We start from the raw sequence: 19,507 nt of genomic DNA on the forward strand, positions 1-19,507 counted from the left end.
TTAATACTGTACCATGAGGCCCTGTTAAACACCATACAGCGCACATGAACGGAACGTGTCGGAATGTATGCTGCGACTATTTTCAAGACGAAAGGTGCGAATGGAAAATGAGCAACCGCTTGAGACAAACATGGGATTTGGAAAGTATTTTTCCGGGAGGATCAGCTTCGGGCGAATTTGATGATTTTCTGCAAAAACTGGCGGCAGACGTCGATACGCTTGCTGCGCAAATCGGAAGTTTGAGCCCGCCTGCGAGCGTGGAGCAGACCGAAGCTTTTGACTCCGTCTTCGAAAACGTTCAAAGTGCTTCGGCGCGTTTTCGTCAGGCGGGCGCTTTCGTGTCGTGTTTGAGCGCGCAGGATCAGAATGACCAGAAAGCAGGCCAACTGTCGGCACGCGTAGGTTCGATCCGCGCCCGTTGGCAAAGTGTCGTCGCTACGTTCGATAGTATCCTGCAAAACACGGAAGACGCGGTTTGGGAAGCTTGGATGACGCGGGACTCGGTTGCTCCGATCTCGTTCAACCTCAGCGAAAGCCGTTCCCAAGCCCGCGACAAAATGACGCCGGAACTGGAAAGTTTGGCGCTTTCGTTGTCGGTTGACGGATACCAGGGGTGGAGCAGCTTCTATAATACGATCGTTCGCCATGTACGCGTGAAGTTCGAAGAAAACGGCGAGACCCGTCTGCTGTCCGCGGCGCAAGCGGCGAATAAGCTGGGCTCTTCCGATCCGAAGCAGCGCGAAGAGACGGGACGCAATTGGGAGCAGGCTTGGACGGATGTAGAGGATTATTGCGCGGATACGCTGAACCATCTGGCCGGGTTCCGGTTGTCTTTATATGAAAAGCGCGGATGGGACAATGTGCTGCGCGAGCCGCTGGAAATCAACCGGATGTCGGATCAGACACTCGACACGATGTGGCAGGTGATCACGGCCAACAAGTCGATCTTCGTCGAGTATTTGAATCGTAAAGCGCGTCTGCTCGGCACGGAAAAGCTGGGCTGGCACGACGTCGATGCGCCGATCGGCGAGTCGGAATCGAAGATCCATTATGATGATGCCGCCGATCTGATCGTGGAACAATTCCGCAGCTTCAGCCCGCGCATGGCCGATTTTGCCCAGCGCGCGTTCGACAACCATTGGATCGAAGCGGAAGACCGTGCAGGCAAGCGTCCGGGCGGATTCTGCACAGCCCTTCCGCTGACCAAGCAGACCCGTATTTTCATGACTTATAGCGGCACGGCGTCCAACGTCTCCACGCTGGCTCATGAGCTGGGACATGGATATCATCAGCACGTCATGGACGAGCTGCCAACCTTCAGTCAACGTTACGCGATGAACGTGGCCGAGACGGCTTCGACCTTTGCCGAGATGATCGTCGCCGATTCGTTGGTTAAAAAGGCAGCGACGGAGGAAGAACGCATCGTGCTGCTCGAGGATAAGATTCAGCGCAGCGTTGCCTTCTTCATGAACATCCATGCGCGCTTCCTGTTCGAGACGCGCTTTTACGAGAAACGCCGTTCCGGCCTGCTGACGCCTCAAGACTTGAGCGCGCTGATGGTCGAAGCGCAGGAAGAAGCCTTCTGCGGCGCGCTGGACGACTACCACCCGCATTTCTGGGCATCCAAGCTTCACTTTTACAATACGGGAGTTCCGTTCTACAACTTCCCTTATACGTTCGGTTATTTGTTCAGTGCAGGGATCTATGCGCAAGCACAGCGCGAAGGACAAAGCTTTGCCGACAAATACGATGCGCTGCTGCTCGATACCGGCCGTATGACCGTAGAGGAATTGGCTTCGAAGCATTTGGGCGTCGATCTGACAAAACCGGACTTTTGGCAGGCTGCGGTGGATATGAGCGTGGCTGACGTCCGATCTTTCCTGGATATGACCGCATCGAAAGTTGGATAATCGGAAAATAAGATACTGAGAAGTTAATGAAATCAATTTGAAAATCCTGAAGTACACTTTGGATAGTTAAAAAGTGAAACTCGAAAAAAGGCGAGCAGAAGTCGAATCTGCTCGTCTTTTGTTTTTTTATGACTTAAAAATGGTGGTTATTTGCATTTAAATAGTTATATTTGCCCAATTCTTTCGGTCTGTATTGGAGGTGGGAATTCATCCATTTATAATGAGACTTAAGCGCTACATACCGGTATAAAAGGCTGAACATTGCACGTATTTAGGTGTTACTTATGAGGGGGACTAGCATGTTTGTCGTTAATGAATATTCGCTTCCCAGACAGCTTGATATCGTATTCAAGGAACTAAGCGAAGAATTGTCGGGACTTGAAGCGGGTACATTGTTCATCCAGATCCGCAATAATGTCGTCGGTAAATTCGGCATTCGCCATACGCCGCTTGCGGGACGCGACGGTCACGTCGAAGGTCCGGAGTGCGGATTGAACGAACAACAGATTCGTACTTTCCGCAATATGGCGATCGAGTCGCTCAATTACAAGAAAAACTGGACGCATGGCGAGATCAATTATGATTTTGCGATCCGCAAAGCCGCGATCGTGGTCGATGCCCAGTTCGAGTCGAACTACAATATGGCCAGCAGCATGATCCGCTATCCAAAGCCTGCTTACAAGGAAGCCCGTTCCGAGCTTTCTTGACCTGAACAGATTTGGGAAAGATGCGTACTTCCGGAAAGGGAGCCGGATGCGCATCGGCAATCCGGGCATGAACGCGAACGCCGAAGGGGATGAATGTCCGCTTCGGTAGGTTTGCGTCCATGCCCTGATACTCTGTACCAGATAAAGGTAAGGTTACGCTCGTCCGAAACGCACTAGAACCATGTGCATTTCGGCCAAACGTAAACCTGCTATTTGAGGGGTTACAGAGTACTGATAGATTGACAAAGACTTTCCGCGACTTGTATGATGGGGAACAAACAAGTCGAACAACGCAATGATGGGGACAAGTAAACAGGAGCGGGATTTTGCAGAAAGCTGGCGGTCGATGCAAGCCAGTGAAGACCGCCCTGGCGAATGGACCCCGGAGTGCCAGGCTGAACCGGACGTTTACGTTCCGAAATAGGCAGGCCGGACCTCGCTTCCCGTTATCGGAGCGGTTAAGATCGGTTGCAGCAGCTTTTCTCGACCGATGAATAAGGGTGGCACCACGGCTCACGTCCCTTGCGGACGGGGCCTTTTTGCGTTTTTCGGCTTTGATTCAAGCTTTAAATGAAGAAACGGAGGCATTCAATCTTATGAAAAAGGTATTATCCGGCATCCAGCCAAGCGGTCAACTGACGATCGGCAACTACATCGGCGCCATCAAAAATTTCGTTGCGCTTCAGCATGATCATGAATGTTTCTTCTCGGTGGTCGATTTGCATGCGATTACCGTTCCCCAAGATCCCGCGGCACTGCGCGAACAGTCGGAATCGGTTGCTACGCTGTATGCGGCGGCAGGCATCGATCCGGAAAAGTCGAACATCTTCATGCAGTCCCACGTGCGTCAGCATGCCGAGCTGGGCTGGTTGATGACGACGCTGACCGGGATAGGCGAATTGGAACGCATGACCCAGTTCAAAGACAAATCGGACGGCAAAAGCTCGGTCGGAGCCGGCCTGTTCGTCTATCCGTCGCTGATGGCGGCCGATATTTTGTTGTATCAGGCGGATCTTGTGCCGGTCGGCGAAGATCAGAAGCAGCATTTGGAGTTGACTCGCGATCTGGCCGGACGCTTCAACGCCCGGTACGGCGATTTCTTCACCGTGCCGGAGCCGTATATTCCGAAGGTCGGCGCACGCGTGATGGGTCTTGACGATGCTTCGAAAAAAATGAGCAAAAGCAACGCGAACGCGGGCAGCTACATCGCTCTGCTGGATCCGCCGGACGTGATTCGCAAAAAACTGAACCGCGCAACGACCGACTCGGGCGGCGAGGTTCGTTACGATCCTGCCGAAAAACCGGAAGTCAGCAATCTAATGGGCATCTACGCGGAGTGCACGGGAATGACGCTGGATCAAGTTCAAGCGCATTTCGAAGGCAAAATGTACGGCGCGTTCAAAAAAGAACTGGGCGAAGCCGTCGTTTCCGTTCTGGAACCTTTGCAGCAGCGTTATCATCAAATTCGCGAATCCGGGGAAATCACGCGTATTCTGGCCAAAGGCGCAGAGCGCGCGGAAGCCGTAGCGGAAGAAACCATGAAGGGCGTACGCGATCGCATGGGCTTTTTGCCGAAATCGTAATGCCGAAGAACTTCTATTATAAATGCAGGGATTGAAATCGGACGTAACGATAAAAAGCAGCTTTGCCGATAGTAATGGCAAAGCTGCTTTTCGATGTGCATGCGTGACGAGATTGGGATCGCTTTCAAATCATTGGGCGGAGTTCGGGGGAACATTGCCTGTTTTACGCTGAATGCGAACCTTCGTGATAAAGCCCCAACCGATATTCAAAACCGCGATCAGACCGACACCCAGTGCCAGCCAGGCGTTTTCGTTAATGAGGATCGCGCTCAGCGTAACCAAGGCCATCGAAGATACCGCAAACCATAGGGCAAGACCTTTATTCATCGGATAACCTCCGTTTTTCTTTTCAGTATACCTTATTTCGTTAACAAAAATCCAAAATTTCTTCCTGAAGCTGTACCCGTTTTCCGAAAAAATTCCACATCTTTTTTTGCGAAAGCCCTGAAAAACTCATGAAATTGTCAAATTATCGAACTTGTTTGAGGAATCGTTGGCAATCGGAAAGGCCTTTGATATGATAAATTTCATAGCGATACCTTTTCTCGGCTTAGTTGAAGTCGATTCTAGCCATTATCGTATACACCCTAATATGCCGCATGAATGGAAAAATGCGGATCGGAACGCAAAAGGAGGCATTAAACGCGTGAGCAAACCATTGAATTATGCAGCCTCGGAAGCCTCTCCCGTATCGGAATCCGCAGAGACGCGGGTGACCTGGAGAGACTTTTTAACGTTGGCAAAGCCGGGCATTCTCCGCTCGAACCTGTTCGTGACACTGGCCGGATTCTGGCTGGCTTCGAGATGGAACATCGACTGGCTGAACTTGCTCGCCACATTGGCCGGAACGATGCTGATCGTCGGCGCATCGGGCGTATTCAACAACTATCTCGACCGCGAGATGGATACCAAGATGGAGCGTACGAAGAACCGGGCGCTGCCGACCGGCAAGATTGCCCCGAGCGTCGTTCTGACGTACGGGATTGTGCTAGGCGTGCTCGGCCTGGCTATTCTGTTTGCATTCTGCGGAGTGCTGACCGGAATTTGCGGAGCGATCGGCATGTTCGCTTACGTCGTGCTCTACACGATGTGGTTGAAACGGACCTCCACGTGGAGCACGTCGCTCGGAGGAATCTCCGGCGCGATGCCGCCGGTTATCGGTTATGTGGCCGTAACGAATACGATCGACATGGGCGCGGTTCTGTTGTTCCTCTGGATGTTCCTGTGGCAGCCGCCGCATTTCTGGGCACTCGGCATTCGCCGCGTCGAAGAATATCGCGCAGCGGGCTTCCCGATTCTCCCGGTCGTCAAAGGCATTCGCCGCACGCAATGGCAAATGCTGCCTTATATCGTGCTGCTGCTGCCCGTGCCGATTCTGATGTACGCCTACGGCTACGTGGGCATGATCTTCACCGTAGCTTCGATCGCGATCACGGTACTGTGGTTGTTCTTCGCCGTTAAAGGACTGGCGAAGGGTCAAGATCCGGATGCTTGGGGCAAAAAAGTCTTCATGTATTCGATCTATTATATGATGGTTACCTTCTTGTTGATGATTATCGATACGGCACATTGAGCTGCGGTATCGGGCAAGCCGTCGTTCGTCTCCTTTTCGGGACGGGCGACGGCTTTGTTTTTGTCTATGCGGCAGCGCGGCGATAGGCGATAAACGGAAGATGCGGACGCCGATTCACTGCGAGCGCTTCGCGCGTCCGTCCAAGACGGCGCGCCGGCTCTCTTTTTCGGATTCGGACTGGGCACGCAGCATTTCTTCGGGATATAAAATAAACGCGTCCAAGTCCGTTTTTTCCAACTGCTGTACCACGTATTCGTCCGGCGTGCCTTCGACACCCGCGTAACCGCGTCTGGTGTAGATATGATCCGCATCCGGGAAAAGATCGGACAATAAGGCGCGAATTTTTCTGCCCGACGAGTCGTTGTCCAAAAAAAGATAAACCTCGTCGTCTTTGGCTTCCTTATATAAAGACTCCAGCCTTGCCGAATTCGGCGTGCCGAACGTGCAAAGGATTCGAACCTCATCGTCCAAAACACGACGCAGTTTGCTTCGATCGTTTTTGCCTTCCACGATCACGGTAATCGACATATGCGACTCGCCTCCTGGGATCCGTAACGGGATTTTTTAACTAAGTGTACTTGGGCGGGGCCTGGATTGCAAAAGAGGTCGCAACAATGCCGCGAAAGCTGACAGAGGGCCTTTTTTTCCTGTATAATTGAAAAGCGCGCAGAATGCCGGAAACGAGGGGGGCGGCCTGCATGCAAATGAACGCGAAGAACGGAGGAACTGTCCTGTTGAATACGGAAGTGTGGATCGAATTCGTCAGGCAAAATTGGCTGATTCTTCTGATTGCGCTGGTAGCCGTGCTGCTGGTTATAAACGTAGTCAAAACGATGATAAAATGGGCGATCGCGATCGTCATTGTCGTGGCGCTGATTGTATACAGTGGCGTATCGCTTGATCAAATTCAGAATACGGTAACCGGTGTAAAGGACGAAGCGGTGGCAAAGCTTCAAGGCGAAGCACTGAGAATGTTGAAAGACGAAGCGGCGGAGGCAACGTTCAAGCGTGGAGAAGACGGTTCTTTCGTCGTGCAGACGACAAGCCTGAAGCTTGAAGGCAAGCCGAATGCCAAGGCCGTCGAAGTGACGTACCGCGGCGTACCGCTCGGCCAATGGGAACGCGGGGAGCAAGTGAATGCGCTCATTCGCGCCGCGCAGGCCCGGAGCAAGTAAAAGGCATGAACGTATGGCCTGAAAAGCAGGGAAGTTCGCTAATAGCAGCGTCCAATATTCGGGAGGTGGGAAAATGCCGAGCATGGACGTGGTAAGTCTGGCGTTACTGGCGGTATTGATGTTGTCCGTTCTTCGCGGCGCTTTCCTGGGGACGCGCCGGACGGCAGCCGGACTCGGTTCGATGTTCAGTCGCCTGCTGCTCCGCGTACTAGGAATTCTGGCCGCTTTGTTTTTGGCTGGCTGGATCTCGCCTTATGCAAACGATTGGGCGGAACGCACGATAAACGCCATGCCTTCCGGAGAACTTCCGCAATGGAAGTCGGCCGGATACGCGCTGCTTGGATTTTTTACGAACTTTGCCTTGCTGCGCATCGCGCTTTTGTTCCTGCTGATCTATCCGGTTTGCGTACTGGCGTTGTCGCTGCTCGCGAGATGGCGGGTGCCGATGGAAGAAACGCCGAAGAAAAAAAGCAAACGACGCAAAAGCGGAGCTTTCGCGGATCGAATCGGCGGAGCCGGATTGGGCCTGATTGCCGGAGCATGGAGAAGCGTGCTGCTGCTCGCGTTATTGTTCGTCGTTTCCTCGATCTGGCCGGGCAGTCCGCTCAGCCGATACGCGGAGACGTCTCCGGCTTATCGCTATACGGCGCAAACGGTATTTCAACCGGCGGCGGGCGAATGGATCACCCGGAAGCTGCCCGTGCTCACGGCATCCGCAACGGCGGAGTTGGACGGCATTCTTCGGCAAAAGTACGATGCGATCGACCGGAATATTCCGGCGGACATCGCTCGGACAGCCAAGAAAGTCGCGGGATCGGGCAGCGATAGGGAGCAGGCGGAGAAGCTGTACGATTGGGTCGGAAGCCGGATTCAATACGATTACGACAAGGTCGATCATTATGAGAACAAAGGCATTTGGAACGAACAAACGCCGCGCGACACCTACGATGCGCGGCGCGGAGTCTGCATCGACTATGCACGTTTGTATGCCGTCATGGCCCGATCGGTCGGGCTGCAAGTCCGCGTGGTGACAGGGCTCGGCGCAGACGGGCAGGGAGGCTACGGATCCCACGCATGGAACGAAGTATACGACGCCGGAGAAGACCGCTGGATCGAACTCGATCCGACCTGGGCGTCCGGAGGAGACTGGTTCGACCGCGAGGATTTTGCCGATACCCATATCAAGCAGAGCGTGTTGTAAGCATGCTCTCGTCAGTTTCAGAAGGAACATCAAGAGGAGGCGCCCATGAAAGTCCAGGATAAAGAAAAAGAAAACGAAATGCGCCGTCAGCGAAGCTTCGGAATCCGGCTTAATTTATTTTTCTTCAGCGTATTCGCTATTTTCTCCGTTATCATTGTACGAACAGCGATGCTTCAGTTCGTCGAAGGGCCGGAACTGAAAGAAGAAGCGGTCAGCCGCGTGACTCGGGACATTCCGATGCAGCCGATTCGGGGAAATATATTGTCCCAGGAAGGCATTCCGATCGCTTATTCCAAGCCGACGCAGACTTTATACGCGACGCCGCTTAAAAATTACGCGAACAATAACGAGAAGGGCCTGGAAAACCGTCCGGAACTCAAAAAAGTAGTGAATCAGATCTTGGCCAAATTCCAGGAACTCAATCCTTCCGGCGAGCAGCCCACGCTTGAAGAAATGTTGAGCCGGGATCGCCTGGACTTGGAAAATATCAAGCACTACGGCTATACGCCGCGCAAGATCAAAACCGATTTGAACGAAGCGGAAATCGCTTATTTCAAAGAGCACAAAAACGAATTCAAAGGCGTTTTGACGCTTGACGTCGTCGAAGAGACGACTCGGGAATATGATCAAGATTCGGTGGCCGTCCAAACGGTCGGTTATTTGTCCAAGTTCAAAAGCGTGCGCGAAAACAAAAATTTCAGTTTCTATCAGGATATTTATAAAAATCAGGCATCTGCCGATCCTTCGCTTCAATACCAGGAAGAAGAAATCGTCGGTTATTACGGACTCGAACAGCAATACCAGGAATATCTGCGCGGAAAAAACGGATATAAACGGATCGAGATCACGCCGCAGAGCATGGCCAAAGAAGGCGGAACCGAAGAAATCGTTGCGCCGAAAAAAGGCAATGACGTCTGGATGAACATCAATAAATCCGTGCAGACTGCCACGGAAAAGGCGATTGCCGACCAAATTCAAGTGTTGCAACGTGAACATCCTTACGTGTCGACAGGCTTTGCCGTAGCGATGGAAGTCGACACGGGTAACGTAGTCGCGATGGCGAGCATGCCGGACTTCGATGCCAACGTATATAAAACAGGCAGTGTATCGGCCCAAGACTTCCAGCAGATTCAAAACTTGTATATCAACGGAACGATTCGAGCTAAAGCGCCTGACGATCAGCGCAATAAGGCAGAATCCGTCGTTTATATGGGCTCGACAATCAAACCGTTGTCGGTATTGATCGGCTTGCAGGAAGGATTGTTTTCGCCTTCCGAGGGGTATATGGACGTCGGTAATACAAAGCTCGGGGACTTTGACAAAAAAGGTATATCCAATGCCGGAAGACATTATCTCGGCTGGATCGGTCCTAGGGAAGCGATTGAAAAATCGTCCAATACGTTCATGATCGATATGGTAGGCAAAAGACTTTTAAACAAATACGGAGGCGCGACAGCCATAGACGTCTGGGACAAGCATATGAAAGAATTTGGTCTGGGCGTTGAAACGCAAATCGATTTGCCTGGAGAGCAATCGGGCTTGACCGATTATACCAATAAAAATGAAAGTGCATTAACGCGTATGGCTTATGCCTCTTTCGGTCAACAGGGAAAATACACAACGATGCAGCTCGCCCAATTCACGGTTATGCTCGCTAATCGCGGCGAAAGATTGGAACCGCACTTGGTCAACAAGATCACGGATTCCACAGGAGAGGTCGTCAAGAAATTTGATCGCAAGGTCCTCGACAAAGTTGATTTTAAGTCGGAATACTGGGATTTGATTCAAAAGGGCATGAATACGGAGTTGAAAGGAACCTTTGATGATTTCCCTTACGATTTTGCTCGTAAAACGGGTACCTCCACTCAGCAAATTCGTAACCAACAAATCGATAACGGCGTGTTCATCGCCTACGCTCCGCGCCAGAATCCTAAACTTGCCGTAGCGGTCGTCGTGCCGGAAGGCGGGTTCGGTTCGCAAAGCGCGGCGCCGATCGCGCGCAAAATCTTCGATGCGTACGATTACGAATTCGGTCTGGACGGCGTGCCGAAAAAAACGCAGCAGCAGTTGAACGAAGACGGAACGCCGATCGAAGAAACAGACGGCGCAGCCGTGCAAAATCCTTAGTTCAAGTCCGTAACGAAAACCGCGGTCGAAACGTTCAATTAGTAGTGATCATTACTAATCCGTGCAAGGGAAACAAATTCGGTACCGACGGAAAGACGCTCTGTCGATAGGGCGTCTTTTCCGTTAACGGTTCATCGAGGAGGCCAAGATGAAGATTTTATCAAAAGAAGAACGGGACGATCATCGCAAGCGCAAAAGTTTCGGCGTGCGGATGAGCCTGTTCTTTTTCGTAGTGTTTGTCGTCTTTGCGGTCATTATTATACGAACTGCGGCTTTGCAGTTCGTGGAAGCGCCGAAGATTCAGGCAGAAGCCGAAGAGCGTGCCAGCCAGGATATTCCGATGAAGCCGGTGCGCGGAACGATTTTTGCGGCGGGCGGGGAGAAGCTGGCTTATTCGGAACCGACGCAGACGCTGTACCTGACATTCGAACAGGATTTCAGCAAAGGCGAAGGATTGAAAAATCGGCCGAAGCTCGATGCCGCGCTGAAAGAAATTTTGGCTACTCTTAACGAAAAAGGCAATCCTGACGTTCCCAATCCGACGATGGAGGAGTTTGTCGACCAGGACCTATTAGATTTGGAAAACAAAAACAGCTACGGTTACTCGGCAAGACCGGCCAAAACCGGATTGAGCGACGATGAAATCGCGTACTTCAAAGAAAATAAACATAAGTACGCCGGAATTTTGTCGTTCGAAGTCGTAGAAGAAACGCTTCGACGTTACGACTCGGATACCGTGGCCGTCCAAACGATCGGGTACGTGAAAAAGTTCGACTCGGTCAGCGGCGAAAACAGCAAAATCGATTTTTATAAAGACATCGCCGCCGGACTCAAAACGCAAACCGATAAAGGCGAGATTTACAGCCGCACCGAAAACGTCGGTTATTTCGGATTGGAGCAGCAGTTTCAAACCCAGCTTCGCGGCAAAAACGGATATCGCAAAATCGGGGTCACGGCGCAAAACACGGCTCAAGGAACCGAGGAAGTCGTACCCCCGGTCAAAGGCAACAATGTTTGGACGACCATTAACAAGACGGTTCAAATGGATACGGAAGACGCGATGAGCAAGCAGTTGGCGAAGCTTCCCAATTCGATCTCCGCTTCGGCGGTCGCGATGGAAATCGATACCGGTAACGTGGTCGCCATGGCGAACATGCCCGATTTCGATCCCAATGTATACCGTACCGGATCGATCAGTACGGCGAATTACGATGCAATCGAGTATTATTACTTGAACGGAGCCATCCGCTCCAAGCCCACCAACGATACCGGCAAAAAAGCGGAATCCGTCGTCTATCTCGGTTCGACGATCAAGCCGTTAAGCGTATTGGTAGGCCTTCAAGAAGGATTGATTACGCTCAACACGGAATACAACGACGTCGGTATTGCAGAATACGGCAAAGGCAAAGACAAAATCCGTAACTCGGGCAGCCATGCTTACGGATTGTTGAATCCTGTTACTGCGATCATGCATTCGTCCAATACATTCATGGTTAAAAAGATCGGCGAAGCGCTGTATCTTCGCGACGGTATAGAATCACTGAACATTTGGGACAAACATATGAAAGAATTCGGTCTTGGCGTGCCGACAGGGATTGAGTTGCCGGGAGAGTGGGCAGGGGGAATCGATTATTTAAATGAAAAAGACGGAAGTACGTTGTCTCGGATGGCTTATGCATCTTTTGGTCAGAAAGGCAAATATACTACCATTCAGCTTGCTCAATATACGGCGATGTTGGCGAATCACGGTTCGCGCATCCAACCGCGCCTGGTTGATAAAATTACCGATTCCGACGGAGAAACGGTGGATACTCCGCCGACGAAAGTGCTCAATAAAGTCGATTTGCCCGAGCAATATTGGAATGCGGTCAACGACGGCATGAGAACAAAAGTGGATGACTCGTTCGGCGACTTTGCTTACAAAGATAATTTCGCTCGCAAAACAGGAACGTCGACGCAAGATTTGAACGGTAAGCAAGTAGACAACGGCGTATTCATCGCCTATGCTCCGCGCGACAATCCGAAACTTGCTGTTGCGGTCATGGTACCGGAAGGCGGTTTCGGTTCCGAAAGCGCGGCGCCGATCGCGAGAGCGATTTTCGATTCGTACGATAAAGTATACGGTCTGGACGGCACGCCGAAAGCGGAAGAAAACGCGGAAGGAGAAACGTCAGCGGACGGCGAATAACAGTTTGATAGGCAGCCTGCTTCCTTCGGGAAGCAGGTTTTTTTCGCATTTTTATCATTCGTATCATAGAAAACTTGCGTTTTGCCTTTTTTTATTTTAAAATTTGCCCTAAGGAAACATTGTTAGTGAAGACAAATAAAAAGTCTTGAATAAAACAATTTAGCATGTGGAAAAGTTTACACAGAAAAATCGGAGTTTTACGAAGGAGGAAAGCATGGACGACGGCAAAAGAAAAGTTAACGCATGGTGGGGAGTGCTTCCCTTGCTTCTGGGTATGCTGCTGCTGGCGGGATGCTCCGGCAGCGGAAACGCCCAAGGCATCAGCGAAGACGGTAAGCTGCTGGTCACGGCCACGACGGGCATGATCGGCGACGCGGCGAGAGAAATCGGCGGCGAGCACGTCGAAGTGACGACCTTGATGGGACCCGGCGTGGACCCTCACCTGTTCAAAGCGTCGCAGGGCGATATTCGCAAGCTGGACCGGGCGGCGGTCGTTTTTTACGGAGGACTGCATCTGGAAGGGAATATGGAGCGCGTCCTCGTCAAAATGGCTGCGCAGAAGACCGTCGTCGCGGTAACGGACGACATGCCGAGAGACCGCCTGATCGGCTCGGCAGACACAGGCGAGTTCGATCCGCACGTCTGGTTCGACGTCGATCTGTGGACCGTCGCGGCGGAGACGGTTCGGGATACCCTGATCGAGAAAGATCCGGCCAATGCCGAGGCTTATCGGGAGCAGGGCGAACGTTACTTAAACGAGCTGAAAGAACTGGACACCTATGTGCGCGAGCGTATGCTCGAGATTCCGGAGGAAGGTCGGGTACTCGTAACGGCTCATGATGCGTTCGGCTACTTCGGTCGGGCGTATGAAGTCGAAGTCGTCGGGTTGCAGGGCATCAGCACGGCAGCCGAGTTCGGCGCCAGGGACGTCAGCGCGCTGCGCGACTATCTGGTCGAACGCAATATCAAAGCGGTCTTCGTCGAATCCAGCCTTCCCGCGCGCTCCATGCAGGCGATCGTCGCCGGAGCGGCGCAGCAAGGCCACGACGTGACCATAGGCGGAGAACTGTTCTCCGACGCGATGGGCGAGCCAGGAACAGAGGAAGGCACGTATATCGGAATGATTCGGCATAATGCGGATACCATTGCGGAAGCGTTGAAATAAAATTCAAGCGGATCGAGACAAGGAGGAACGAACATGAAAAAGGAATCCACGGCGGTTGCACCGCTCACAGTGTCGGGCATTACGGTCGCTTATCAGCGAAAAGCGGTGGTCGAAGACGTGAGCTTCACGCTTCCGGAGGGCAAACTGGTCGCGCTGATCGGACCGAACGGCGCAGGCAAATCCACGCTGCTCAAAGCCGTGCTGGGCTTGGTGCCTTCGATCTCCGGTTCGGTGGCGATCTACGGGGATACGTATAAAAAAATGCGCAGCCGCGTCGGTTACGTTCCGCAGCGCGAATCGGTCGATTGGGATTTTCCGACGGATGCGCTCGATGTGGTCATGATGGGGCGTTACGGCCATCTGGGTTGGATCAAGCGCCCCGGGCGCAAAGAAAAAGACTTGGCGATGGGCACGCTCGATAAAGTCGGAATGGCGGATTTCGCCAGACGGCAGATCAGCCAGCTGTCCGGCGGCCAGCAGCAGCGGGTGTTTCTGGCTCGCGCGCTGGTGCAGGAAGCGGATCTGTATTTCATGGATGAACCGTTCGCAGGCGTCGATGCCGCGACGGAGAAGGCCATCATCGCGCTGCTCGGCGAATTGAAGCGGGCAGGCAAAACCGTTCTGGTCGTCCATCATGATCTGTCTACGGTCGAGGAATATTTTGATCATGTGCTTTTGTTGAATAAAAAACTGATCGCGGCCGGTCCGGTAGAGACGACGTTCACGCCGGAGCTGCTGCACGAAACGTACGGCGGCAAACTGGCGATCGTCAGCTCGAACGGCCGGGAAGCGTTGGTCAAACAATGACGGCGCGGCAAAAGAGTCCGATATCCGAAACAGGCAAACTTCGACGAGTAAGGGGGAAACAACGATGCTCGATTGGCTGATTTCGCTGTGGAGCGATCCGAACACGCGCTGGATTCTGATGGGCTGTACGCTGCTGGGATTGGGCAGCGGAGTCATTGGCAGCTTTACCTTTTTGCGCCGGGAAAGTTTGCTCGGCGATACGTTGGCGCACGCGGCGCTGCCGGGCGTCTGTATCGCCTTTATGCTGCATGAAGTAAAATCGGCGTCGCTTTTCCTCATAGGCGCGCTGGTCGCGGGCATCGCCGCCGTCTTCTGCGTCAGCGCGATCACGCGCTGGACGAAGATCAAATCCGACGCCGCGATGGGCATCGTGCTGACGTTCTTTTTCGGCGTCGGAACGGTCATGCTGACCCATATCCAACATAGCGGCAGCGGCAGCCAAAGCGGCCTGGACAAATATCTGTTCGGCCAAGCCGCCGCCATGGTGACGAGCGACGTTTATATCCTGATGGGGGTATCGGTACTATTGGTTGTAGCCGCTATGCTGCTCTTCAAAGAGTTCAAGCTGATCAGCTTCGATCCGGGCTTCGCCCGCGGCATCGGCCTGCCGGTCGGATTATTGGAACATGCGATGCTAATTCTGACCACGGTCGCCGTCGCGGCCGGAATCCAGGCCGTCGGCGTCGTACTCGTGGCGGCACTGCTGATCACGCCTGCCGCAGCTGCCCGTTACTGGACGGACCGCCTGCCGGTCATGCTGGCCTATGCCGGATTGTTCGGGGCGCTTAGCGGAGCTTCCGGCGCTGCGATCAGCACGCTCGGCGAAGGCATTCCGACCGGGCCCGTAACGGTGCTTGCGGCTACGTTGTTATTCGTGCTGTCGCTGCTGCTGGCTCCCGGACGCGGCCTCTTGTCCAAAGCGCTGCGGCACCGCAATCTCAAAGCCGACTATGCCCGCTCTGCCGAGCGAAGCGCATTGAACGCTGCCGAAGGAGGCTCGCAAAAATGATGGATTTTTGGATTATACTGACCGCCGTGCTGGTTGCGAGCGCCTGCTCGATTCTCGGCTGTTTCTTGATTCTTCGCCGCATGGCGTTGGTAGGCGACGCGATCAGCCACGCCGTGCTGCCGGGAATCGCGATCGCGTTCCTCATGAGCGGCACGCGCGACTCCATGTGGATGCTGCTCGGCGCGACGGCTTTCGGTCTGCTGACCGTGTTTTTGATCCAAACGCTGCAAACGTCCGGCCTGCAATCCGACGCGTCGATCGGCATCGTGTTCACGGCATTGTTCGCGGTCGGCGTGCTGCTGATCAGCTTGAACGCCCAACATATCGACCTTGATCTGGACTGCGTGCTGTTCGGCGAGATCGCCTACGTGCCTTGGGACACCTGGACGCTCGGCGGCACCGACATGGGGCCGAGGGCCGTCTGGATGTTGGGCATTACGCTAACGGTCATTTTGCTGCTGCTCGGACTCTTTTATAAACAATTCAAAATCTGCGCATTCGACCCGGCCATGGCCGTCGCCTGCGGAATTCCGGTCCTGCTGTTCCATTACCTGCTGATGGGCATGGTATCGATGACTGCCGTTTCTTCGTTCGAAAGCGTAGGCGCGATCCTCGTCGTAGGCATGCTGATCATCCCGGCCGCGACCGCCTACCTGCTGACCAATCGCCTCGGCGTCATGATCGGACTCAGCGTGGCCGTAGGCATCGTATCCGCTGTAGCCGGATATCTGATCTCGTACGCGCTCGATGCTTCCATCGCAGGCTGCATCGTATCCGTAGCCGGCATCCTGTTCATCCTGGCTCTGATCTTGGCTCCGAAAAACGGCCTGATCGCCCGCTTCGCCCGCAGACGCAACATCGCTCAAGTCGTGTAAGCGAAAAGGTTCGATTGTGTATGAATCGAAGTGGTCCTCGAAAGTCACTTCGGCGGGGGAAGCGAGAAGACTGCGAAAGAAATTGCCAGCATAGGCTTCCGAAGTGCATTTCTTCGAAATGCTTCACAATCCGCTGTCTCACTTGGAAAACTGGATTTAAATTTAAGTGGTTGTTTTCCAAGTTCAAAGGCGTTTTTCACTGAATTTTTCTCTCCGTCTTCTCGCTTCCAGCTACGTTAGGCTTTCTTGATACTCTTGCGCTCTTTCTTTTGAAAGAGCGCTTTTGCGTATCCAAAATGTATTAAAAATGTGATTCGATATTATGTTTGTAAATATCGATTTTTGAATATTCTCATTCATTACACCCACCCTACTATTTTTGTACGGGAAGCCCAGGCGGAGGGAGAAATTCAGTGAAATACAGGATTTCAAAGAAAACCTGCGGTAACATTCAGCGCTATGTTGACGCCTTTGAACTCGGAAAGATTCCACTAAAATTTTAATCGGCTTTTCCGAGTGAGACAGCGTCCTGAACGAATTCCTCCCGCAGCCGTCCAAGCTTCCCCAACGAATAGTGTTTCCCACCTTCAACGAGTGGATTTTTAAGGAAACCTCATGGTAATCTAGTAAGGAGAAGCGCCGGATCGGACGGCGGACAGAATAGGGGATGAAAGACATGACGCTGAGAATCGGAATCGTCGGCACGGGTTGGTTCGCGGGGAAACATGCGGATTTGCTTGCGGCGACGGAAGACGTGGAGATCGCGGGGATCGTCGGCAGCAGCAAAAACAAGGGGGACGTATTCGGTATCCGCTACGACGCGCCCGGATATGAAAGCGTATCCGACATGGCGGACGAGCAGGTGCTCGATGCGGTTTATATTTGCGTACCTCCTATGGCGCATGGGGAGATCGAGCGCGAATTGATCGGCCGGGGCATTCCTTTCCTCGTTGAAAAGCCTCTGGGCACGGATGCCGAGCTGCCGCAGGACGTTCTCGGCTTCATGCGCTTGAAATCACCGGATCTGATCACGTCCGTCGGCTACCATTTCCGTTATCAGGATAACGTGGAGCGTCTGCGCGAAGCGCTGCATCCGGGCCGGATCGGTATCGCGACGGGCATGTGGATGGGCGATATGCCGCAGGCCGAATGGTGGCGCAGACAGGAGAAATCCGGCGGCCAGTTTATCGAGCAGACGACGCATATCGTGGATCTGCTGCGCCATCTGGCGGGAGAAGTCGAAGAAGTCCATGCCGTATACGCGAGCCGTTTCCCGGAAGAAGAATGGGAGCAGACCAACGTGCACGACATCGGAACCGTCACGTTGAAGCTGAAAACGGGCGCCGTCGCGAATATTTCCAACACCTGCGTGCTGCCTCCGGGCGTCGGCAAAGCCGGGCTGTCCTTTTACACGCGCGAAGGGTTATGGGAGTGGACGTCGGGCCATTTGAAGGTGACGAAGGTGAATGAAGAAAGCGTGTTCGCGGAAGAAAGCGATCCTTACGAAAAGCAGACCAAAGCCTTCCTGCACGCGCTGCGCACCGGCGATACGTCCGGCATTCTGTCGGATTATGCGGACGCTTGCAAAACGCAGGAAGTGACGTTTGCCGCTCTGCAATCCGCGCTATCCGGCCGAAGCATCAAGCTGTAACGCAAACGCCGTCCCGGAATCGTTCCGAGCCTTCTTTCGGCAAGACCGAGAGAGGGCTTTTTTGTATGCCGATCATGACCCGGGCAAGCTGCCTCGCATACATTGGAGCAGACGGGGTAATATGATAGAATGGCGAGAGTGAACACGTTTGGAAAGGGGTAAAACATGACACGTTACGATTATAAGCTGCTTGCGCTCGATATGGACGGGACGCTGCTGAATGACGACCATCAGGTATCGGAGGAAACGGCCAAATGGATTCGTCGCGCGATCAAGGAAGGCTTCCACGTTTGCTTGTCGACCGGCCGGGCGGCGATGCACGCGCTGCCGTACGCGGTCGAACTCGGGCTTGAGACGCCTATGGTGACGGTCAACGGAAGCGAAGTATGGAAAGCGCCGCATGAATTGCATTTTCGCGCACTGATGGATGTGGAATTGATCCGCAAGATGCACGCGCTGGCGGAAGAGTACGGCGTCTGGTTCTGGGCCTACACGACGGAACGGCTGTACAATCGGGATCACTGGCCGGAAAATCTGGAAGAGCAGGAGTGGCTGAAGTTCGGCTATAACACGAAAGACCATGATGTGCTGCACCATATTCTGCTGCGGCTTCAGGATATGGGCGGCCTTCAGATCACCAATTCGTCGATGGACAACCTGGAAATCAACCCGGGCGGCATCTCCAAAGCCAGCGGGATTCAGCAGGTGTGCGATTTGCTCGGCATTACGATGGAGCAGGTTATCGCGGTCGGCGACAGTCTGAACGATATCGCCGCGATCCAAGCGGCAGGGCTCGGCGTCGCGATGGGCAATGCCCAGGAAGCGGTCAAGGAGCTTGCGGATATTACCGTAGCCGGCAACAACGAAGACGGCATCGTGCAGGTGATACGGGAATACATGCTGGACGGCATGCAATTCGACGACGCCGAAAACGAAGCAGCGGGGCCGAAAGCGGCTGCATCGTCCGCGCGTCCGGAGGACAATCCTTCGGCGTAAACGTTGAGCGTTTAAACGAAATATCATAGGAGGGCCTGCGAATGGTCGCATTGGACATTTTGGGTTGGGTACTGGTCGTCGCGCTGTTTATCGTCGGTATGGCGGGATTGATTTTTCCGATCCTGCCGGGCGCGGTCGCGATTTATTTCGCCTTTTTCGTGTATGGCTGGTTCTTTTCGTTCAGCGAGCTTACCGTCTGGTTCTGGATCATTCAGACCGTCATCTTCGTCGCGTTGATCGTGGCGGATTACGTGGTAAGCGCCTGGGGGACCAAAAAGTTCGGCGGCTCGAAGCTGTCGATTCAGCTCAGTACCGTGGGCTTGATTCTCGGACCTTTCGTCATTCCGGCATTCGGTCTGATCCTCGGCCCGTTTATCGGCGCGGTGATCGGGGAGCTGATTCACGGATCGAATTTCAAGCAATCGTTAAAAGCGGGCTGGGGCGCATTGGTCGGCCTGCTCAGCAGCACGCTCGTGAAAGGCATTTTACAGGTCGTCATGATCGTCGTCTTCATTATATGGATCGTATAGGAAAGCCGCT

At 53.4% G+C, this 19,507-nt stretch carries 16 protein-coding genes and 1 pseudogene; 15 read left to right on the plus strand and 2 right to left on the minus strand.

Features of this window, described 5'->3' with window-relative positions:
• Positions 1-107 precede the first annotated feature (107 nt).
• The 3 genes from HRQ63_RS11560 to trpS all read left to right on the plus strand — a co-directional run bounded on the left by HRQ63_RS11560 (position 108) and on the right by trpS (position 4,200).
• On the plus strand, positions 108-1,910 hold the full coding sequence (locus tag HRQ63_RS11560; RefSeq protein WP_172243628.1) for a M3 family oligoendopeptidase: 1,803 nt from the start codon (positions 108-110) through the stop codon (positions 1,908-1,910).
• A 299-nt stretch (positions 1,911-2,209) separates the two neighbouring features.
• Positions 2,210-2,617, plus strand: coding sequence for an O-methyltransferase (locus HRQ63_RS11565; protein ID WP_172243630.1), 408 nt, complete (start codon positions 2,210-2,212; stop codon positions 2,615-2,617).
• Between the two features lie 596 nt (positions 2,618-3,213).
• Positions 3,214-4,200: a tryptophan--tRNA ligase gene (gene trpS, locus HRQ63_RS11570; RefSeq protein ID WP_172243633.1), complete on the plus strand. Its 987-nt coding sequence runs from the start codon at positions 3,214-3,216 to the stop codon at positions 4,198-4,200.
• A gap of 129 nt (positions 4,201-4,329) precedes the next feature.
• Here trpS and HRQ63_RS11575 read toward each other — a convergent pair whose 3' ends face one another.
• Positions 4,330-4,527 carry a hypothetical protein gene (locus HRQ63_RS11575; protein ID WP_172243636.1) on the minus strand — a complete coding sequence of 66 codons (198 nt, stop codon included), beginning with the start codon at positions 4,525-4,527 and terminating at the stop codon, positions 4,330-4,332.
• Positions 4,528-4,837: 310 nt separating this feature from the next.
• Between HRQ63_RS11575 and cyoE the strand changes: the two genes are divergently transcribed.
• Positions 4,838-5,773, plus strand: a complete 936-nt coding sequence (gene cyoE / locus HRQ63_RS11580; protein WP_371873221.1) for a heme o synthase — start codon at positions 4,838-4,840, stop codon at positions 5,771-5,773.
• A gap of 198 nt (positions 5,774-5,971) precedes the next feature.
• Here cyoE and HRQ63_RS11585 read toward each other — a convergent pair.
• Positions 5,972-6,301 (minus strand): annotated as a pseudogene (locus HRQ63_RS11585) (toprim domain-containing protein); the annotation flags it as partial.
• A gap of 170 nt (positions 6,302-6,471) precedes the next feature.
• Between HRQ63_RS11585 and HRQ63_RS11590 the strand changes: the two are divergent.
• The 11 genes from HRQ63_RS11590 to HRQ63_RS11640 all read left to right on the plus strand — a co-directional run bounded on the left by HRQ63_RS11590 (position 6,472) and on the right by HRQ63_RS11640 (position 19,497).
• Positions 6,472-6,948: an ATPase gene (locus HRQ63_RS11590; RefSeq protein WP_229714166.1), complete on the plus strand. Its 477-nt coding sequence runs from the start codon at positions 6,472-6,474 to the stop codon at positions 6,946-6,948.
• A 73-nt stretch (positions 6,949-7,021) separates the two neighbouring features.
• A complete protein-coding gene (locus tag HRQ63_RS11595) occupies positions 7,022-8,149 on the plus strand; it encodes a transglutaminase domain-containing protein (protein WP_172243645.1) in 1,128 nt (375 codons plus the stop codon).
• A 45-nt stretch (positions 8,150-8,194) separates the two neighbouring features.
• On the plus strand, positions 8,195-10,276 hold the full coding sequence (locus tag HRQ63_RS11600; protein WP_172243648.1) for a peptidoglycan D,D-transpeptidase FtsI family protein: 2,082 nt from the start codon (positions 8,195-8,197) through the stop codon (positions 10,274-10,276).
• A gap of 148 nt (positions 10,277-10,424) precedes the next feature.
• On the plus strand, positions 10,425-12,464 hold the full coding sequence (locus tag HRQ63_RS11605; protein ID WP_172243651.1) for a peptidoglycan D,D-transpeptidase FtsI family protein: 2,040 nt from the start codon (positions 10,425-10,427) through the stop codon (positions 12,462-12,464).
• Positions 12,465-12,678: 214 nt separating this feature from the next.
• Positions 12,679-13,629 (plus strand): metal ABC transporter solute-binding protein, Zn/Mn family, encoded by a 951-nt coding sequence (locus tag HRQ63_RS11610; RefSeq protein ID WP_280529308.1) that lies wholly within the window; start codon positions 12,679-12,681, stop codon positions 13,627-13,629.
• Between the two features lie 33 nt (positions 13,630-13,662).
• Positions 13,663-14,436: a metal ABC transporter ATP-binding protein gene (locus HRQ63_RS11615; protein ID WP_172243654.1), complete on the plus strand. Its 774-nt coding sequence runs from the start codon at positions 13,663-13,665 to the stop codon at positions 14,434-14,436.
• A gap of 64 nt (positions 14,437-14,500) precedes the next feature.
• A complete protein-coding gene (locus HRQ63_RS11620) occupies positions 14,501-15,445 on the plus strand; it encodes a metal ABC transporter permease (protein WP_172243657.1) in 945 nt (314 codons plus the stop codon).
• On the plus strand, positions 15,442-16,320 hold the full coding sequence (locus HRQ63_RS11625; RefSeq protein WP_280529309.1) for a metal ABC transporter permease: 879 nt from the start codon (positions 15,442-15,444) through the stop codon (positions 16,318-16,320). The genes HRQ63_RS11620 and HRQ63_RS11625 overlap by 4 nt, the downstream gene beginning before the upstream one ends.
• A gap of 676 nt (positions 16,321-16,996) precedes the next feature.
• Entirely contained in the window at positions 16,997-17,971 is a 975-nt protein-coding gene (locus tag HRQ63_RS11630) for a Gfo/Idh/MocA family protein (RefSeq protein ID WP_172243660.1), read from the plus strand.
• A 165-nt stretch (positions 17,972-18,136) separates the two neighbouring features.
• Positions 18,137-18,967, plus strand: a complete 831-nt coding sequence (locus HRQ63_RS11635) for an HAD family hydrolase (protein ID WP_172243663.1) — start codon at positions 18,137-18,139, stop codon at positions 18,965-18,967.
• Positions 18,968-19,017: 50 nt separating this feature from the next.
• Positions 19,018-19,497 (plus strand): DUF456 domain-containing protein, encoded by a 480-nt coding sequence (locus HRQ63_RS11640; protein ID WP_172245030.1) that lies wholly within the window; start codon positions 19,018-19,020, stop codon positions 19,495-19,497.
• The last annotated feature ends 10 nt before the right edge of the window (positions 19,498-19,507 follow it).

This window comes from Saccharibacillus endophyticus, from assembly GCF_013185185.1.
GTDB classification, from domain to species: domain Bacteria; phylum Bacillota; class Bacilli; order Paenibacillales; family Paenibacillaceae; genus Saccharibacillus; species Saccharibacillus endophyticus.

Bases quoted from the DNA above. Each gene is read 5' to 3' on its own strand.
- HRQ63_RS11595 (WP_172243645.1), top strand. From the start codon at position 7,022: ATGCCGAGCATGGACGTGGTAAGTCTGGCGTTACTGGCGGTATTGATG.
- HRQ63_RS11600 (WP_172243648.1), top strand. From the start codon at position 8,195: ATGAAAGTCCAGGATAAAGAAAAAGAAAACGAAATGCGCCGTCAGCGA.
- HRQ63_RS11605 (WP_172243651.1), top strand. From the start codon at position 10,425: ATGAAGATTTTATCAAAAGAAGAACGGGACGATCATCGCAAGCGCAAA.
- HRQ63_RS11630 (WP_172243660.1), top strand. From the start codon at position 16,997: ATGACGCTGAGAATCGGAATCGTCGGCACGGGTTGGTTCGCGGGGAAA.
- trpS (WP_172243633.1), top strand. From the start codon at position 3,214: ATGAAAAAGGTATTATCCGGCATCCAGCCAAGCGGTCAACTGACGATC.
- HRQ63_RS11565 (WP_172243630.1), top strand. From the start codon at position 2,210: ATGTTTGTCGTTAATGAATATTCGCTTCCCAGACAGCTTGATATCGTA.
- HRQ63_RS11560 (WP_172243628.1), top strand. From the start codon at position 108: ATGAGCAACCGCTTGAGACAAACATGGGATTTGGAAAGTATTTTTCCG.
- HRQ63_RS11575 (WP_172243636.1), bottom strand. From the start codon at position 4,527: ATGAATAAAGGTCTTGCCCTATGGTTTGCGGTATCTTCGATGGCCTTG.
- HRQ63_RS11620 (WP_172243657.1), top strand. From the start codon at position 14,501: ATGCTCGATTGGCTGATTTCGCTGTGGAGCGATCCGAACACGCGCTGG.
- HRQ63_RS11635 (WP_172243663.1), top strand. From the start codon at position 18,137: ATGACACGTTACGATTATAAGCTGCTTGCGCTCGATATGGACGGGACG.
- HRQ63_RS11610 (WP_280529308.1), top strand. From the start codon at position 12,679: ATGGACGACGGCAAAAGAAAAGTTAACGCATGGTGGGGAGTGCTTCCC.
- HRQ63_RS11615 (WP_172243654.1), top strand. From the start codon at position 13,663: ATGAAAAAGGAATCCACGGCGGTTGCACCGCTCACAGTGTCGGGCATT.
- HRQ63_RS11625 (WP_280529309.1), top strand. From the start codon at position 15,442: ATGATGGATTTTTGGATTATACTGACCGCCGTGCTGGTTGCGAGCGCC.
- HRQ63_RS11590 (WP_229714166.1), top strand. From the start codon at position 6,472: ATGCAAATGAACGCGAAGAACGGAGGAACTGTCCTGTTGAATACGGAA.